This is a genomic window from Formosa algae (genome assembly GCF_001439665.1).
GTDB classification, from domain to species: Bacteria; Bacteroidota; Bacteroidia; order Flavobacteriales; family Flavobacteriaceae; genus Formosa; species Formosa algae.
Window position 1 is genome coordinate 75,738 of the sequence record NZ_LMAK01000073.1, and the last position, 13,964, is coordinate 89,701.

A 13,964-nucleotide genomic window follows, 5' to 3' on the forward strand; every position below is an offset into this window, starting at 1 on the left:
AAAATACACTCTCGGAATTTGGTTTTTGAATTTTGAAATCTACCTTTGAAAATTCAAGACCTAACAATGCAAGACCTAAACTTTCCGAAGTTTTCATTTCGATTCAAAAATAGCGAAAATAAAATTTCTATTTTTGATGATATTCGTAAAAAATTTGTAATTCTTCAGCCTGAAGAATGGGTACGCCAACACTGTGTTCAGTATTTAATGCAAGTAAAGGGCTATCCAAAATCATTAATAAATGTTGAAAAAGAATTAATTGTAAACGATTTACGAAAACGCTACGATATCGTCATTTTTAATCCCGACGGAAGTATTCATGTTATTGTAGAGTGTAAAGCGCCTAAAATTAAAATTACACAAAGCACCTTCGACCAAATAGCCCGTTACAATTTAACGCTTAACGCCAGTTATTTAATGGTCACTAACGGATTAAATCATTATTATTGTCAGATGGATTTTGAAGCCGAACATTATAATTTTTTACAAGATATTCCTAATTACAACGCCTAATTGGTTATGAAAATTGCTATTGCTATTTTAAATTGGAATGGATCCAAGTTACTACAACAGTTTTTACCCACTGTGATAAAACATGCTGAAGATGCAGAAATCTATGTTATAGATAATGCTTCTACAGATGATTCTGTATCTGTAATAAACACACTATTTCCGACTGTAAACATTATAGTAAATCCAGAAAATGGTGGTTATGCTAAAGGTTATAATGATGGCTTAAAGCATATTACTGCAGATGTGTTTTGTTTACTAAATAGCGATATTGAAGTCACGCCTAATTGGTTGGCTCCAATTCGTGCAACATTCCAGTCTGAACCCAAAACAGCTATCATTCAACCCAAAATTTTAGATTATAAAAACAAAGATTATTTTGAATATGCTGGAGCTGCTGGCGGATTTATAGATAAATATGGATATCCGTTTTGTCGCGGTCGTATTTTTAATACGGTAGAAAAGGATGAAGGACAATACAACACCACGCTAGATATTTTTTGGGCAACAGGTGCTTGCCTATTTATAAGAGCTAATGTTTTTAAAAATATAAATGGATTTGACAATGCTTTTTTTGCGCACATGGAAGAGATAGATTTATGTTGGCGGGCAAAAAACTTAGATTATAAGGTAAAATGTGTACCAAGTTCTGAAGTCTATCATGTTGGTGGAGCTACTTTAAATGCTTCAAATCCGCAGAAAACATATCTCAATTTCAGAAACAGTTTATTCCTTTTAGTTAAAAATGCTGAAGGAAATATCTATACAATTATCGTATTAAGAATGATTTTAGATGGTTTGGCTGGCATACAATTTGTGGCACAACTAAAATTCAAGCATTTCTATGCAATAATTCGTGCTCATTTTAGTTTTTATGGTCAGATATCAAGATTATTGAAACAAAGACAAACCCTAGCAAAACAGCCTAATTATTTCAAAATAAGATCTATTGTTTGGGAATATTTCTTAAAAAAGAAAAAAATGTACAAACAATTATAAAATAGTTAGTAAAAGTTTTGTTAAACACGCTTTAAACATCTTTTTTTTCATATTTTTGATATGTTTAAATGTAATTTAAAAATTATTATGAAGAAACTAATTTTAAGCAGCGCTGCTGCTTTGCTCCTTTTATCATCATGTGTGTCTAAGAAAGACTATGCAGCATTGGAAGCTAAACAAAAAGAAACCCAAGATTTATTAAATACAGCAACCGTTAAACTAAATAGTTGCTTAACAGAGAAGGCTGCTGCTACCGCAAGAGCTGAAGCTTTGAAAGATCAGATTACAGATTTAATTGATACTAAAGGTAACTTAACAACACTTACTCAAAAAGGTGCTGAAAATTTAGAAAAATCTTTAGAAAGCTTAAAAGAAAAAGATCTTAAGATTACAAGATTACAAGATGCCTTAACTAGAAAAGACAGTGTCACTTTAGCTGTAGTAACTAGTTTAAAGAAAGAGGTTGGTATTAACGATCCAGACATTGAAATTAATGTTGAGAAAGGTGTTGTATTTATTTCTATCGCTGATAAATTATTATTTAAAAGTGGAAGTTATATCGTAACAGACAAAGCAAGAGAAGTATTAGCTAAAGTTGCTAAAGTTGTAAACAGCAAGCCAGATTTCGAAGCAATGGTTGAAGGTCATACAGATAACGTACCTTACAAAAAAGGTGGTATCTTAGAAGACAACTGGGATTTAAGTGTAAAACGTGCGACTTCTGTGGTACGTGTATTACAAGACTTAGATGTTAATCCTGCTCAACTAATTGCAGCTGGTAGAAGTCACTATGTACCATTAGTAGATAATGATACTGCAGAACACAGAGCAACAAACAGACGTACACGTATTGTTGTACTTCCTAAAATTGACCAATTCTACGAAATGGTAGAAAAGGAAATGAAAAATATGGTAGAAGCTGACGCTGCTATGAAACAGAAATAAATTCTGATTCACTTAATATATTTAAAAGCTCAATCGTAAGATTGAGCTTTTTTTTGTCTTATTGTTTCTAAAATGATATTAAAAAGTTCGCTTTTATTATCTTTATTTCAAAATATAACACAACTGCCAGCAATATGGATAAAGAAGAAGCTATCACACCTCCTGCATTAATAACAAGAGATTGGTTAGCGATAGAACGCACCAAACTTGCAAACGAACGTACATTCTTAGCTTATTTTAGAACCTTTATGGTGTTTCTAGGAACGGGACTTACCATTATTAAAATGCATATGTTTGTACAAATGGAATGGTTTGGAATTGTTTTATTAATTATGGCTCCAATTATTTTAGCCATCGGTATTTACAGATTAATTAGAGTACGAAATATTATACGAGAGCATTATAACGTTTAAATGAAAGCAGCTACAGTACGACAACTTAAAACGGAATTACAAGAGCAAACGCAAGCAGAACTAATAGAAATATGTTTACGCTTATCTAAATTTAAAAAAGAAAATAAAGAGCTCCTCACCTATTTATTAGTCGAGTCTTATAATGAGTCTGAATACATCAATCAGATAAAAATTGAAATGTCTGAACAGTTTAAAACCATAAACACCAACAGTTATCATTATATAAAAAAGAGTGTGCGTAAAATTCTAAGACAAATTAAAACTTACGCCAGATATTCTGGTAAAAAGGAAACAGAAGTCGAATTGTTATTATTTTTCTGTTCAGAATTAAAAACCTTTAAACCTTCAATACAAAAGAATGTTACGCTAGTTAATTTATATAACAGAACTATAGACAGTATTAAAAAAAGCATTGCTACGCTTCACGAAGATTTACAGTATGATTATCAGTTAGAACTCGATAAATTATAACATTTCTATGCTATAATTAGACATTTTTAATGTGATTTTACCTGTTTTAACACCATCTGTTTTCATTTGCTTTTTATCTACATCTATATCTTTCCCCATATAATTAAGCGGTATTTTAATACGTTCCATTTCAAAATTCACAGCTACCAGTTCGGGTAATAAAGATGCCTCATTTTCGTATTGAAACACCAAAACATAAGCACCATGTTTCTTTGTAAAAATTTCAGATTCGGCAATTCTAAGATGTTTCGTATCAATTAATAGGGTTGCGATAGAAAAATCTGCTCGCTTATCTGTCGGGATAACATTTATAGCTTTATAAGTTACACCATTGCGTTGTTCTTCTCCCCGATCAACCGTTATAAACGGATATTCAAACAATTGCTGTAAAGAAAAATCTAAACCACGTTTAGGAATCATTACAAAATCTGATGAAGAGAATTGTGTATGCTTACCTTTATTATAAATCATTTTAGCTTGCTTGGTAGGCATATTAATAAAACTAATATCTACATCTAACTGTATGTCTACCGTAAAATGTTCCACACGATCCATACGTGCTTTAACAGCCAATAAATCGGCATCTACCTCTTGAGCAAAAACAGCCGACATACAAAAAAACGCAAGTAAAATTTTAATCATCCGATATCTTTTTTATTAAACACATAAATACCAAGCCACATTATTAATACAATATAAACACTTAAAAATAATGTGTTTTCTAATATGGTTTTCCAATGAATAGTCGTATAAAAAAAATATTGCCAAGTATCGTTTAATTTGGCAAAAAATAACCGATTAAACCAATGGATACCAAAATCTACTTTTAGAAGTATATTAGACAGTATTAAGAAAAACGCAGACACAATCCATGTTTTGGTCGCTTCTTTAAAAAACACGGCTATGGTTAAACTCGAAACAGAAAAAAATACCATAGAGCATGTTCCAGACATAAAAGCCCATATTAAACGCTTAAATGCATCTGTGTGTTCAAAGAAATTTAAAGCATTTAAATACACGATTAAATCGCCTTTACCAAATATACCGTACGATAATACAAATGCAGAAAGTGCTACAAAAAACACAACAGCAATTGTAAACACTATGGCTACAATATATTTACTGCTTATAAATTTCCATTTACTTATGGGTTGTAACATAACAGCTTGGACTGTCCTGTCTTTATATTCTGATGTTAGTATACCAGACACAATAATCATTAATATTAATGGTAAGTGAAACCACAACGTATTTAATATCAGGTACACTAAAAGATTTCCGTTTAACAAGGTCCCTTCAAAATAGAATGTCTGTTTTAAGTTATCTAAAAGAATATCAATAATATTTGTCCCCTGAAAATAAGCACTTATTAACACGACACCTTCAATAATAAATAGCGCCGCCAAAGCATAATACGTTTTACTTTGCTTAAAGAGTTTATAAAATTCTGAATAAATTAATGCGCGCATCCTCTGGTTATTGAAATAATTTATCCATATCTAATTCCGGCACACAAGAAGTTATATAAATGTGTTCTTCAGACAATTCTTGAATTAATTTTGGAACTTCGTTTGTTGAAATAGCAACCTGTGCAATTTCACCTTTAAACAACACATCATAAGCTTTTAAAGCTTTAGACGATTTAATATTTGGAGCACTAAAACTAAAGCTCGTTGTGTTTTCTAAAATAATGTCTTGAGCTAAACCCGATTTTATAATTTTGCCTTTGCTCATAACATACATTGTATTACAAATTTTACTTAATTGATCTATAATATGCGAGGAAATTAAAATAGCGAGCTGTTCTTGTTCCGCTAAATCTATAATTAGCTTGCGTAAAGCTGTAATTCCTAAAGGATCTAATCCTGAAAAAGGCTCGTCTAAAACCAGACATTTCGGATGATTTAGTAATGCGATAGCAATTCCTAACCGTTGTTTCATTCCCATAGAATAATGCTTTACAAGATCTGTTCTATCAGTTGCTAATCCAACTTGGTTAAGTTTCTCTTCAATTGTTTCTGAAGTTATTTTTAAACCTTGAATTTTACTGAATAGTTTTAAATTTTCTGCTGCATTTAAATACTCGTACAGTGCAGGTTTTTCTATAATGCCTCCAATAGGCTTTACACCTTGAGCATGTAAAACTACCGCACCAGAGTCAGGCTGTATTAATCCTAAAATTATTTTAAACAGCGTAGTCTTTCCTGCTCCGTTGGCACCCAAAACACCACAAATTTCTCCGGCTTTACACTGTAAATTTACCGAATTTAAAACCTGTAATTTACCGTATGATTTGCTTAAATCTATAGCAGAAACTATCATGAAGCTAACTCGAGTTGAAGTTTTTTATAATTGAATTTAGGTGTATAATTACCTTCTAAAAAGGTACGAGACCAAAATGTTTTTCGAAATAAAAAAAACGGATCCTTCACCATAAAATACGGTACATAGTGATACCACTTTACACCACAATGTTCGTAATAACGACTAACCTTTTCTTCTAATCCTAATTCGCTTGCTGCAACTATTGCGGCTTCGCGTTGACATTTTGAAATGATGTAATTCGCAGCAATACGCTTTCTAAATCCGTACTCAAAAAACTGATCTTTAGCGCGTTTATAATTCTGGTAACGCGACCAACCATCCATTAATACCAAAAAAATATGGACAAAAGAAAAGAGAAAACACCAAATCCAAAAAGCTTGAATCCATAAATTAGAGTGTAAAAAAGATGCTTTTAATTGCACCCAATATATCCAAGATTCTAACAAAAAAAGGAAAAGAGAATAGTACAACAGTCTACCCACCCTTAAGTAAGAAATAATTGAATTAGGTTGTTTTGGTAAACGTTGCCTTTCCATTACACCAAAATAAAGAAATCTTTAAGTAATTCAAATTTTAACCCCTTTTAAATACAAAAAGCCTGTAAAAAAATTACAGGCTTTAAAATATATTGAAAAGTTTTAAATCTAAAACATCTCTCTTCCAGAGAAATGAAAAGCGCCTTCAATAGCAGCATTCTCATCACTATCACTTCCGTGTACAGCATTTTCTCCTATAGATGCAGCAAACAATTTACGTATTGTTCCTTCTGCAGCTTCTGCTGGATTAGTTGCTCCAATAAGTGTTCTAAAATCTTCAACTGCATTTTCTTTTTCTAAAATTGCAGCAACGATTGGTCCACGTGTCATGAATTCTACTAAATCATTAAAGAAAGGTCTTTCATTATGTATTGCATAAAATGCTTGAGCATCAGCCGTAGTCATTTGCGTTAATTTTAATGCAACGATTCTAAATCCTGAAGCGTTGATTTTTTCTAAAATTGCGCCAATGTGTCCGTTTTCAACCGCATCTGGCTTAAGCATTGTAAATGTTCTATTTGTTGCCATTTGTTTTATAAATTTGCTTCAAAAGTAATGCATTTCTTAGGAAATACAATATAAACACACATTAAAAAATTGTATCTTCGCCTCTTATGACAACAGCAGAAATCAACCAAATACAAGCGCTTTTAAGCATTCCAAAACAGATTATTATTGTTCCACATAAAAATCCAGATGGAGATGCTATGGGATCTACCCTAGCCTTATATCATTATTTAAAAGCTAATAATCACAATGCTTTAGTTATGTCTCCTAACGATTATCCTGACTTTCTAAAATGGTTACCTGGAGACGATACTGTTTTAAAATACGATTCTGAAACAGAACGTTGCAATACATTATTACAAGACGCAGATCTTATTTTTACATTAGATTTTAATGCTTTACACCGTGTGGGACACATGGGCGATATGATTGCTAAAAGTGAAGCAATTAAACTCATGATAGACCACCACCAACAACCAGACGATTATGCGACTTATGTATTTTCTGATGTTACTATGAGTTCTACCTGCGAAATGGTATACCGATTTATTGAAATGTTGGGAGACGACAGTAAAATTACTGCAGATATAGCGACTTGTTTATATACTGGAATAATGACAGATACCGGTTCATTTAGGTTTCCTTCTACTACGAGTAAAACCCATTACATTATAGGTAAACTTATTGAAGTTGGTGCTAATAACGCACAAATTCACAATAATATTTACGACACAAATAGTTACGAAAAGCTTCAACTTTTAGGTTGCGCCTTAAGTAATTTAAAAGTTATTCCAGAATTAAGAACGGCATATATTACGTTATCTCAAGACGAATTAAATCAATTCGACTTTAAAAAAGGAGATACTGAAGGCTTTGTAAACTACGGTCTATCTTTAAATAATATCATTTTTGCGGCTATTTTTATTGAACACAGACAAGATAATATTATTAAAATATCACTAAGATCTAAAGGCAATTTTTCTGTAAATGAATTCTCTAGACAGTATTTTGAAGGTGGCGGACACACCAATGCCGCTGGAGGAAAAAGTGATTTAAGTTTAAATGAAACCATTGAAAAATTTATTAGTATATTACCAAACCATAAAAATGAACTAACCTCATGAAAAAACTAGGTTTATGTTGTTTGGTAATTTTCAGTATACTAAGCTGTAAGTCCCCAGAAGCCAGACGACCAATATCTGTAAAAAGTGGTTCGTATATAGATGAATCTGTAGCACGAAACATTAAACTATACGAAAACGAAAAATCGCGTTTTCAAGACATTATGGATGCCGATACCAATCAAGATTATTTAACTTCTCAGAACGGATTTTGGTATACCTTTAATACTAAAGTAGAATCGGATTCTATACCTAAACCAGATTTTGGAGATGTTGTAAATTTCGATTACAACGTTAAAACCATAAACGGAGATGTGGTTTATACGTATGCCGAAACAAAACCAGACACCTATATCATGGATAAACAGGAATTGTTTACCGGATTGCGTGAAGGACTTAAATTAATGAAAGCTGGAGAAACAGCAACATTCTTATTCCCATCGGCAATAGCATATGGCTATTATGGAGATCAAAATAAAATTACTACAAACACACCACTGATTTGTAAAGTAACTATTCATTCAATAATCGAAAATTAATTTCACACAAATGACATTATTAAAACAATCATTTAAATTCTTTTTACTTGCCCTTATGGTAAGTTTTACAGCATGTAACGAAAAATATCCTGATTTAGAAGACGGAATGTATGCTGAAATCATTACTAACAAAGGAACTATGGTAGCTAACCTAGAATTCGAAAAAACGCCAGTTACGGTTGCCAATTTTGTATCGCTTGCAGAAGGAACAAATACAATGGTAGACAGCATATACAAAGGAAAAAAATTCTATGACGGTATTATTTTTCATCGTGTTATAGATGGTTTCATGATTCAAGGTGGAGATCCAACTGGAACAGGATCTGGCGGACCAGGTTATAAATTTCAAGATGAATTTGTAGATTCTTTAAAGCACGATAAGCCAGGTATATTATCTATGGCAAATGCTGGACCTGGATCTAACGGAAGTCAGTTTTTTATTACAGAAATTCCTACACCAAATTTAGACAACAGACACAGTGTGTTCGGAGAATTAGTATTAGGTCTTGATGTACAAGATTCTATTTCTAATGTAGAAAAAAATGCAAGAGACAAGCCTTTAGAAGATGTGGTTATTGAAACAATAAACATTATTAGAAAAGGTTCTGTGGCTAAAAAGTTTGACGCGAATGCTGTATTCTTAAATAGTTTTGCTGAGATTGAACGCAAAAAAGAAGAGGCCGAGAAAAAAACAAATGAGGCTAAAGCTGCATTTTTAGAACAAGACAATGCTCTTAAAGCAAACATGAAAACACTTCCTACAGGTTTAGGAATTTCAGTTATATCTGAAGGAGACGGTGTGAAACCAGAATCTACAGACAAAGTACTTATTAACTATGCAGGTTATTTAGAAGATGGTTCTTTATTTGATTCTAATTATGTTGAAGTTGCTAAAGAATTTGGAGTCTATAATCCGCAAAGAGACCAACAAGGTGGTTACAAACCATTCCCTATGATTTATAATGAAACTGCTGGTTTAATTCCTGGATTTAGAGAAGCCATGTTAAACATGAATGTAGGAGATAAAATTAGAGCCTATATTCCTGCTGCTTTAGCATATGGAGAAAGAGGTGCACCACCAGTAATTGCACCAAATTCAAACTTAATTTTCGATTTAGAAATTGTTGGAATTGCTGAATAATAATCAATATATTTTACATCTAGACATAAAAAAGCCGCTAATTATAGCGGCTTTTTTATATTAAAGTGAGTCCTATTTTTTAGGAATCTCTTTTAAAATTTCAAGAACAAATTTCCAATATTTCTGAGTTGATGAAATACTAGCACGTTCGTCTGGAGAGTGTGCTCCTTTAATAGTCGGTCCAAAACTAATCATTTCCATCTCTGGATAATTAGATCCAATAATTCCACATTCTAATCCTGCATGACAGGCAGCAACGTGAGCCTTTTCACCATGTAATTTTTCGTAAGTACTATCTAATACTTTTAAAATAGACGACTCCATATTTGGTGCCCAACCTGGATAATCTCCAGTACAAGCAACTTCACACCCTGTTAATTCAAATGTAGCACGTAAGGTATTGGCTAAATCCCATTTAGAACTTTCTACAGAAGAGCGTGTTAAACATCCAACTTTTATATGACCGTCTTTTACAATTACACGCGCAATATTATTAGAGGTTTCAACCAATTCTGGAATATCTGCACTCATACGGAATACCCCGTTATGCGCTGCATATAAAGCACGAGTAAAGCCTTCTTGCACACCTAAATCCATGATTTTTTCTGGTAACGCAACATCTTCAACAGTCACTTTTAAATCTGGTTCCATGGTTTTTAACTCCTCTTGAATGTTTGCTGTCTGTAGTTTCATTTCTAATTCAAAAGCTGCTTCATGTATGGCATCAATAGCTACAATAGCAAAACTCTCACGAGGAATGGCGTTACGTAAACTTCCACCATCAATTTCAGAGATACGCAATCCGAAATTTTCAAAACCATCAAATAATAAACGGTTTAAAATCTTATTCGAGTTTCCTAAACCTTCATGAATTTGCATCCCTGAATGTCCACCTTGTAAACCGTTAACCGTAATTTTATATCCTAATTTAAATTCAGGTGTTTCTTCCTCTTCGTACGTTCTAGTTGCTGTAACATCTATTCCTCCAGCACAACCTACTCCAATTTCATCATCTTCTTCCGTATCTAAATTTAAAAGAATGTTACCTTCTAACACACCTCCTTTTAAACCTTGAGCGCCCGTCATTCCAGTTTCTTCATCTATTGTAAATAAGGCTTCAAGTGGCGGATGTGCAATCTCATCACTTTCTAAAATGGTCATAATTGTAGCCACACCCAAACCATTATCTGCTCCTAATGTTGTTCCGTTAGCACGCACCCAATCTCCATCTACTAACATCTCAATACCTTGAGTTGCAAAATCGAAAACCGTATCGTTATTTTTTTGATGCACCATATCTAAATGGGATTGCATAACTATTGGTGCTCGATCTTCCATTCCTGCACTTGCAGGTTTCTTAATAATAACATTTCCTACTTCATCTTCTATCGTTTCTAAGCCTAAAGACGTTCCAAAATCTTTCATAAAAGCAATGACTTGCTCTTCTTTTTTAGACGCTCTAGGTACCGCATTTAAATCTGCAAATTTGTTCCAAAGGGCTTTGGGTTCTAGTGCTCTTATTTCTGAATTCATAATTTCGTTTTATAATGTTACACAAAGGTACATATTAGCGCCCACCTATTACAAACATTTACTTATTTTTGAAGCATGTATAAAAACCCAAAATCTTATCTTGCTTTTTCTCTAATTCCTGTGTATTTCCTTGTGAAATTCTTCTCGAATTATCCTGAAATTATAGAACAGTATTACAGTAATGGAATATATCCATATCTTTCTAAAATCTTACGCTATGGTTTAGGCTGGATTCCGTTCTCTTTTGGCGATTTGGTTTATGCTCTTGGAGTGGTTTACCTTGTGAGATGGATTATTGTAAACAGAAAACGTATTTATACAGATACTCAGTTTTGGCTTATTGACATTTTATCTGCTGTAACTTTAATTTATTTTGCATTCCATATGTTTTGGGGGATGAACTATTACCGTTTACCGCTTCATGTCAATTTAAATTTAGAGGCCGATTATACTACGGAACAATTACTAACTGTGACAGATTTATTAATTGAAAAAACCAATACACTACAGTTAGAAATTACTAAAAATGATACGTTAAAAGTAGAAATGCCTTATAGCAAATCGGAAATCATGAAACGTTCTGAAGCGGGTTACAAAAATCTTGAGGCTCAATATCCGCATTTAAAATATCATCCGCAAAGCATTAAAAAATCGTTATTTAGTGTCCCATTAACATACATGGGCTTTAGTGGATATTTAAACCCATTAACTAACGAAGCCCAAGTAGATTATTTAATTCCGAGTTATAAATTCCCAACTACATCTGCACACGAAATGGCTCATCAATTAGGCTATGCTGCAGAAAACGAAGCTAATTTTATTGGTTGTTTAGCCACCATAAATAACGACGATATTTACATGAAATACTCTGGTTATGCCTTTGGCTTACGCCATTGTTTAAATGAAATTTACCGTCGTAATCCCGAACAATACGAGATTATTATTAAAAAAGTACATGTTGGTGTCTTAAAGAATTACGAAGAAACTCGCTTGTTTTGGGAAAGCTATCAAAACCCTCTAGAGCCCCTTTTTAAAATGAGTTACAACTCGTATTTAAAAGCCAATAATCAGGCTAAAGGCATGGAAAGTTACAGTTATGTGGTTGCACTATTAGTAAACTATTTTAATGAATAACTTGTAAAACAACAAATGTTAACAACTCCATATCAGGGACTTTGTTAACATTTATCAATATAAAATTAAATCTGTAAAGTATTATTCTACAACTTCAGCACTCTCAGGGGTTTCATAAAACGAAGCCTCTTGTTTAGCTTTAGAAAGACTGACATCAGAAAATACAACTTCATTTCTCATGTCTACAGGTTTTCCTTCTACAACATTAAACCACTGTATAGATTTTGGTAATTTTACACCATTTACATCTTGCCAATTTGCATACTTTATATAGTTGAATTTTTTACTTTTCTCTTTAGTAAAATAAGTCATGGTATAAGCCAACCATGCCATTTGGTACGTTCCTGGATTGTAATATAAAATATATTCGTCTTCTGGAGACTCTCCCACTCCTGCTCCGTAAGAAATCTGAATACCTGGATATTCTACACCTTCATATACTAAGGGTGCTACATCTGTATAGGTAATCCCATCATCTGATAATACGAAAGGCATCGCATAGAAATAAAACATTAAATTATAATACAACTTAGGCTTTCCTTTATAAGCTGTTGTATCTTTAGCTTGTAACCACACCGCTTTACCATCAAATCCTAAAACGTGGTTAGGCATATCTATATGTGCTTTTCTACTTTTTAAATCTGTAGTAGTCACTTCTGCGCCGTTTGGTTTCTCCATGGTAAATGCCAATGTATGCATCGCATTCCAAGTTTCTAAACCGCCATGAGCTTCAAATACTTTAGAGATCTGTTCTGGATAAGATTTTTCCATAACCTGTTTTGGAGCTTCAACTTCTTCTGCAGGCATTGGGGTTGTGTTTTCTTTTTCTGATGCTTGCTTACAAGATGCAAAGGCAACAATAAATAAAAGTAGTAAGGTGTTTTTCATAAGTGTTTATAATGATTTATTGTCTTTGACGAATTCAAAAGGCATTAATTACATGGAAAACATTTACTTTTGTTTTTTTTAGGTTATGAAAGACATTACAAGCACCCAAAATAGTTATATTAAACAGTTAGTACAGCTCAAAGAGAAATCTCGAGACCGTAAGAAATCGGGATTATTTTTAATCGAAGGGCAGCGTGAAATTACACTGGCATTAAAAGGACATTACACTATTGATACCCTTTTATTTTGCAACGATTTTATTGAAGTTAACCAAATTGAAACGTTAACTACTTCTCAAACAGAAATTATTCAAGTTTCTAAAGATGTATATCAGAAATTAGCATATCGAGACACTACCGAAGGTGTTATAGCTGTGGCTAAGTCGAAAACTTTAGACTTAACAGATTTGACTTTCGATAAACCTAACCCGTTAATTTTAATTGCTGAAGCTCCCGAAAAACCAGGTAATATTGGAGCCTTGTTAAGAACTGCAGATGCAGCAAATATTGATGCGTTTATTATTGCAAACCCTAAAACCGACTTATACAATCCTAATATTATCCGTTCTAGCGTGGGTTGTGTATTTACAAATCAGGTGGCTTCTGGAAGTACAACAGATATAATTTCATTTTTAAAATCGAAAGACATTCATATATTTTGTGCCGCTTTACAAGCTTCTAAACCGTACCATACACAAGATTTTACAACGGCTACAGCTTTGGTTGTTGGTACCGAAGCAACTGGTTTAAGTACAGCATGGCGAGATCATGCAACACAAAATATTATTATTCCTATGCAAGGCGAAATAGATTCCATGAATGTATCTGTGGCCGCAGGTATTTTAGTTTTCGAAGCCAAGCGTCAGCGTCAATTCGCTTAATACCATTAAACTCCTATCCCCT

The 13,964-nt window shown here is 32.9% G+C and carries 17 protein-coding genes; 10 read left to right on the forward strand and 7 right to left on the reverse strand.

Going from position 1 to position 13,964, the window contains the following annotated elements:
* Positions 1–66: 66 nt before the first annotated feature.
* The 5 genes from AST99_RS15595 to AST99_RS15615 all read left to right on the forward strand — a co-directional run bounded on the left by AST99_RS15595 (position 67) and on the right by AST99_RS15615 (position 3,338).
* A complete protein-coding gene (locus AST99_RS15595; protein WP_057783306.1) occupies positions 67–513 on the forward strand; it encodes a type I restriction enzyme HsdR N-terminal domain-containing protein in 447 nt (148 codons plus the stop codon).
* Positions 514–519: 6 nt separating this feature from the next.
* Entirely contained in the window at positions 520–1,509 is a 990-nt protein-coding gene (locus AST99_RS15600; protein WP_057783308.1) for a glycosyltransferase family 2 protein, read from the forward strand.
* Positions 1,510–1,596: 87 nt separating this feature from the next.
* Positions 1,597–2,454: an OmpA/MotB family protein gene (locus AST99_RS15605; RefSeq protein ID WP_057783390.1), complete on the forward strand. Its 858-nt coding sequence runs from the start codon at positions 1,597–1,599 to the stop codon at positions 2,452–2,454.
* A 134-nt stretch (positions 2,455–2,588) separates the two neighbouring features.
* Positions 2,589–2,867, forward strand: a complete 279-nt coding sequence (locus AST99_RS15610) for a DUF202 domain-containing protein (RefSeq protein WP_057783310.1) — start codon at positions 2,589–2,591, stop codon at positions 2,865–2,867.
* Positions 2,868–3,338: a hypothetical protein gene (locus AST99_RS15615; RefSeq protein WP_057783312.1), complete on the forward strand. Its 471-nt coding sequence runs from the start codon at positions 2,868–2,870 to the stop codon at positions 3,336–3,338.
* On the opposite strand, the gene AST99_RS15620 is transcribed toward AST99_RS15615, so the two are convergent.
* From AST99_RS15620 to AST99_RS15640, 5 genes are all read right to left on the reverse strand, one after another.
* Positions 3,333–3,980 (reverse strand): hypothetical protein, encoded by a 648-nt coding sequence (locus AST99_RS15620; protein ID WP_057783314.1) that lies wholly within the window; start codon positions 3,978–3,980, stop codon positions 3,333–3,335. The genes AST99_RS15615 and AST99_RS15620 overlap by 6 nt on opposite strands.
* On the reverse strand, positions 3,977–4,807 hold the full coding sequence (locus AST99_RS15625; protein ID WP_057783316.1) for an ABC transporter permease: 831 nt from the start codon (positions 4,805–4,807) through the stop codon (positions 3,977–3,979). Before AST99_RS15625 ends, AST99_RS15620 begins: the two co-directional genes overlap by 4 nt.
* A 7-nt stretch (positions 4,808–4,814) precedes the next feature.
* The gene (locus AST99_RS15630) at positions 4,815–5,660 is read right to left on the reverse strand and encodes an ABC transporter ATP-binding protein (protein ID WP_057783318.1); all 846 of its coding nucleotides are present in this window, start codon (positions 5,658–5,660) and stop codon (positions 4,815–4,817) included.
* The gene (locus AST99_RS18920) at positions 5,657–5,995 is read right to left on the reverse strand and encodes a hypothetical protein (RefSeq protein WP_232301636.1); all 339 of its coding nucleotides are present in this window, start codon (positions 5,993–5,995) and stop codon (positions 5,657–5,659) included. The genes AST99_RS15630 and AST99_RS18920 overlap by 4 nt, the downstream gene beginning before the upstream one ends.
* A 312-nt stretch (positions 5,996–6,307) precedes the next feature.
* Positions 6,308–6,727, reverse strand: a complete 420-nt coding sequence (locus AST99_RS15640) for a nucleoside-diphosphate kinase (protein ID WP_057783322.1) — start codon at positions 6,725–6,727, stop codon at positions 6,308–6,310.
* Between the two features lie 86 nt (positions 6,728–6,813).
* Between AST99_RS15640 and AST99_RS15645 the strand changes: the two genes are divergently transcribed.
* From AST99_RS15645 to AST99_RS15655, 3 genes are read left to right on the forward strand one after another with little or no spacing between them, the layout of a single operon-like run.
* Positions 6,814–7,830 (forward strand): DHH family phosphoesterase, encoded by a 1,017-nt coding sequence (locus AST99_RS15645; protein ID WP_057783324.1) that lies wholly within the window; start codon positions 6,814–6,816, stop codon positions 7,828–7,830.
* The gene (gldI, locus tag AST99_RS15650) at positions 7,827–8,366 is read left to right on the forward strand and encodes a gliding motility-associated peptidyl-prolyl isomerase GldI (RefSeq protein WP_057783326.1); all 540 of its coding nucleotides are present in this window, start codon (positions 7,827–7,829) and stop codon (positions 8,364–8,366) included. Before AST99_RS15645 ends, gldI begins: the two co-directional genes overlap by 4 nt.
* Before the next feature lie 10 nt (positions 8,367–8,376).
* A complete protein-coding gene (locus AST99_RS15655) occupies positions 8,377–9,507 on the forward strand; it encodes a peptidylprolyl isomerase (protein WP_057783328.1) in 1,131 nt (376 codons plus the stop codon).
* Between the two features lie 72 nt (positions 9,508–9,579).
* Here the strand turns inward: AST99_RS15655 and AST99_RS15660 are convergent, their stop codons facing one another.
* Positions 9,580–11,040: an aminoacyl-histidine dipeptidase gene (locus AST99_RS15660; protein WP_057783330.1), complete on the reverse strand. Its 1,461-nt coding sequence runs from the start codon at positions 11,038–11,040 to the stop codon at positions 9,580–9,582.
* Positions 11,041–11,115: 75 nt separating this feature from the next.
* Here AST99_RS15660 and AST99_RS15665 point away from each other — a divergent pair, with 75 nt between their 5' ends.
* Positions 11,116–12,174 (forward strand): DUF3810 domain-containing protein, encoded by a 1,059-nt coding sequence (locus AST99_RS15665; RefSeq protein ID WP_057783332.1) that lies wholly within the window; start codon positions 11,116–11,118, stop codon positions 12,172–12,174.
* Between the two features lie 81 nt (positions 12,175–12,255).
* On the opposite strand, the gene AST99_RS15670 is transcribed toward AST99_RS15665, so the two are convergent.
* Positions 12,256–13,062: a DUF6503 family protein gene (locus AST99_RS15670; RefSeq protein WP_057783334.1), complete on the reverse strand. Its 807-nt coding sequence runs from the start codon at positions 13,060–13,062 to the stop codon at positions 12,256–12,258.
* A gap of 85 nt (positions 13,063–13,147) precedes the next feature.
* Between AST99_RS15670 and AST99_RS15675 the strand changes: the two genes are divergently transcribed.
* Positions 13,148–13,942 (forward strand): TrmH family RNA methyltransferase, encoded by a 795-nt coding sequence (locus tag AST99_RS15675; RefSeq protein WP_057783336.1) that lies wholly within the window; start codon positions 13,148–13,150, stop codon positions 13,940–13,942.
* Positions 13,943–13,964: the final 22 nt, after the last annotated feature.

Excerpts from the sequence above, each read along its gene's own strand:
- AST99_RS15595 (WP_057783306.1), top strand. The coding sequence starts at position 67 with ATGCAAGACCTAAACTTTCCGAAGTTTTCATTTCGATTCAAAAATAGC.
- AST99_RS15600 (WP_057783308.1), top strand. The coding sequence starts at position 520 with ATGAAAATTGCTATTGCTATTTTAAATTGGAATGGATCCAAGTTACTA.
- AST99_RS15605 (WP_057783390.1), top strand. The coding sequence starts at position 1,597 with ATGAAGAAACTAATTTTAAGCAGCGCTGCTGCTTTGCTCCTTTTATCA.
- AST99_RS15610 (WP_057783310.1), top strand. The coding sequence starts at position 2,589 with ATGGATAAAGAAGAAGCTATCACACCTCCTGCATTAATAACAAGAGAT.
- AST99_RS15615 (WP_057783312.1), top strand. The coding sequence starts at position 2,868 with ATGAAAGCAGCTACAGTACGACAACTTAAAACGGAATTACAAGAGCAA.
- AST99_RS15620 (WP_057783314.1), bottom strand. The coding sequence starts at position 3,980 with ATGATTAAAATTTTACTTGCGTTTTTTTGTATGTCGGCTGTTTTTGCT.
- AST99_RS15625 (WP_057783316.1), bottom strand. The coding sequence starts at position 4,807 with ATGCGCGCATTAATTTATTCAGAATTTTATAAACTCTTTAAGCAAAGT.
- AST99_RS15630 (WP_057783318.1), bottom strand. The coding sequence starts at position 5,660 with ATGATAGTTTCTGCTATAGATTTAAGCAAATCATACGGTAAATTACAG.
- AST99_RS15640 (WP_057783322.1), bottom strand. The coding sequence starts at position 6,727 with ATGGCAACAAATAGAACATTTACAATGCTTAAGCCAGATGCGGTTGAA.
- AST99_RS15645 (WP_057783324.1), top strand. The coding sequence starts at position 6,814 with ATGACAACAGCAGAAATCAACCAAATACAAGCGCTTTTAAGCATTCCA.
- gldI (WP_057783326.1), top strand. The coding sequence starts at position 7,827 with ATGAAAAAACTAGGTTTATGTTGTTTGGTAATTTTCAGTATACTAAGC.
- AST99_RS15655 (WP_057783328.1), top strand. The coding sequence starts at position 8,377 with ATGACATTATTAAAACAATCATTTAAATTCTTTTTACTTGCCCTTATG.
- AST99_RS15660 (WP_057783330.1), bottom strand. The coding sequence starts at position 11,040 with ATGAATTCAGAAATAAGAGCACTAGAACCCAAAGCCCTTTGGAACAAA.
- AST99_RS15665 (WP_057783332.1), top strand. The coding sequence starts at position 11,116 with ATGTATAAAAACCCAAAATCTTATCTTGCTTTTTCTCTAATTCCTGTG.
- AST99_RS15670 (WP_057783334.1), bottom strand. The coding sequence starts at position 13,062 with ATGAAAAACACCTTACTACTTTTATTTATTGTTGCCTTTGCATCTTGT.
- AST99_RS15675 (WP_057783336.1), top strand. The coding sequence starts at position 13,148 with ATGAAAGACATTACAAGCACCCAAAATAGTTATATTAAACAGTTAGTA.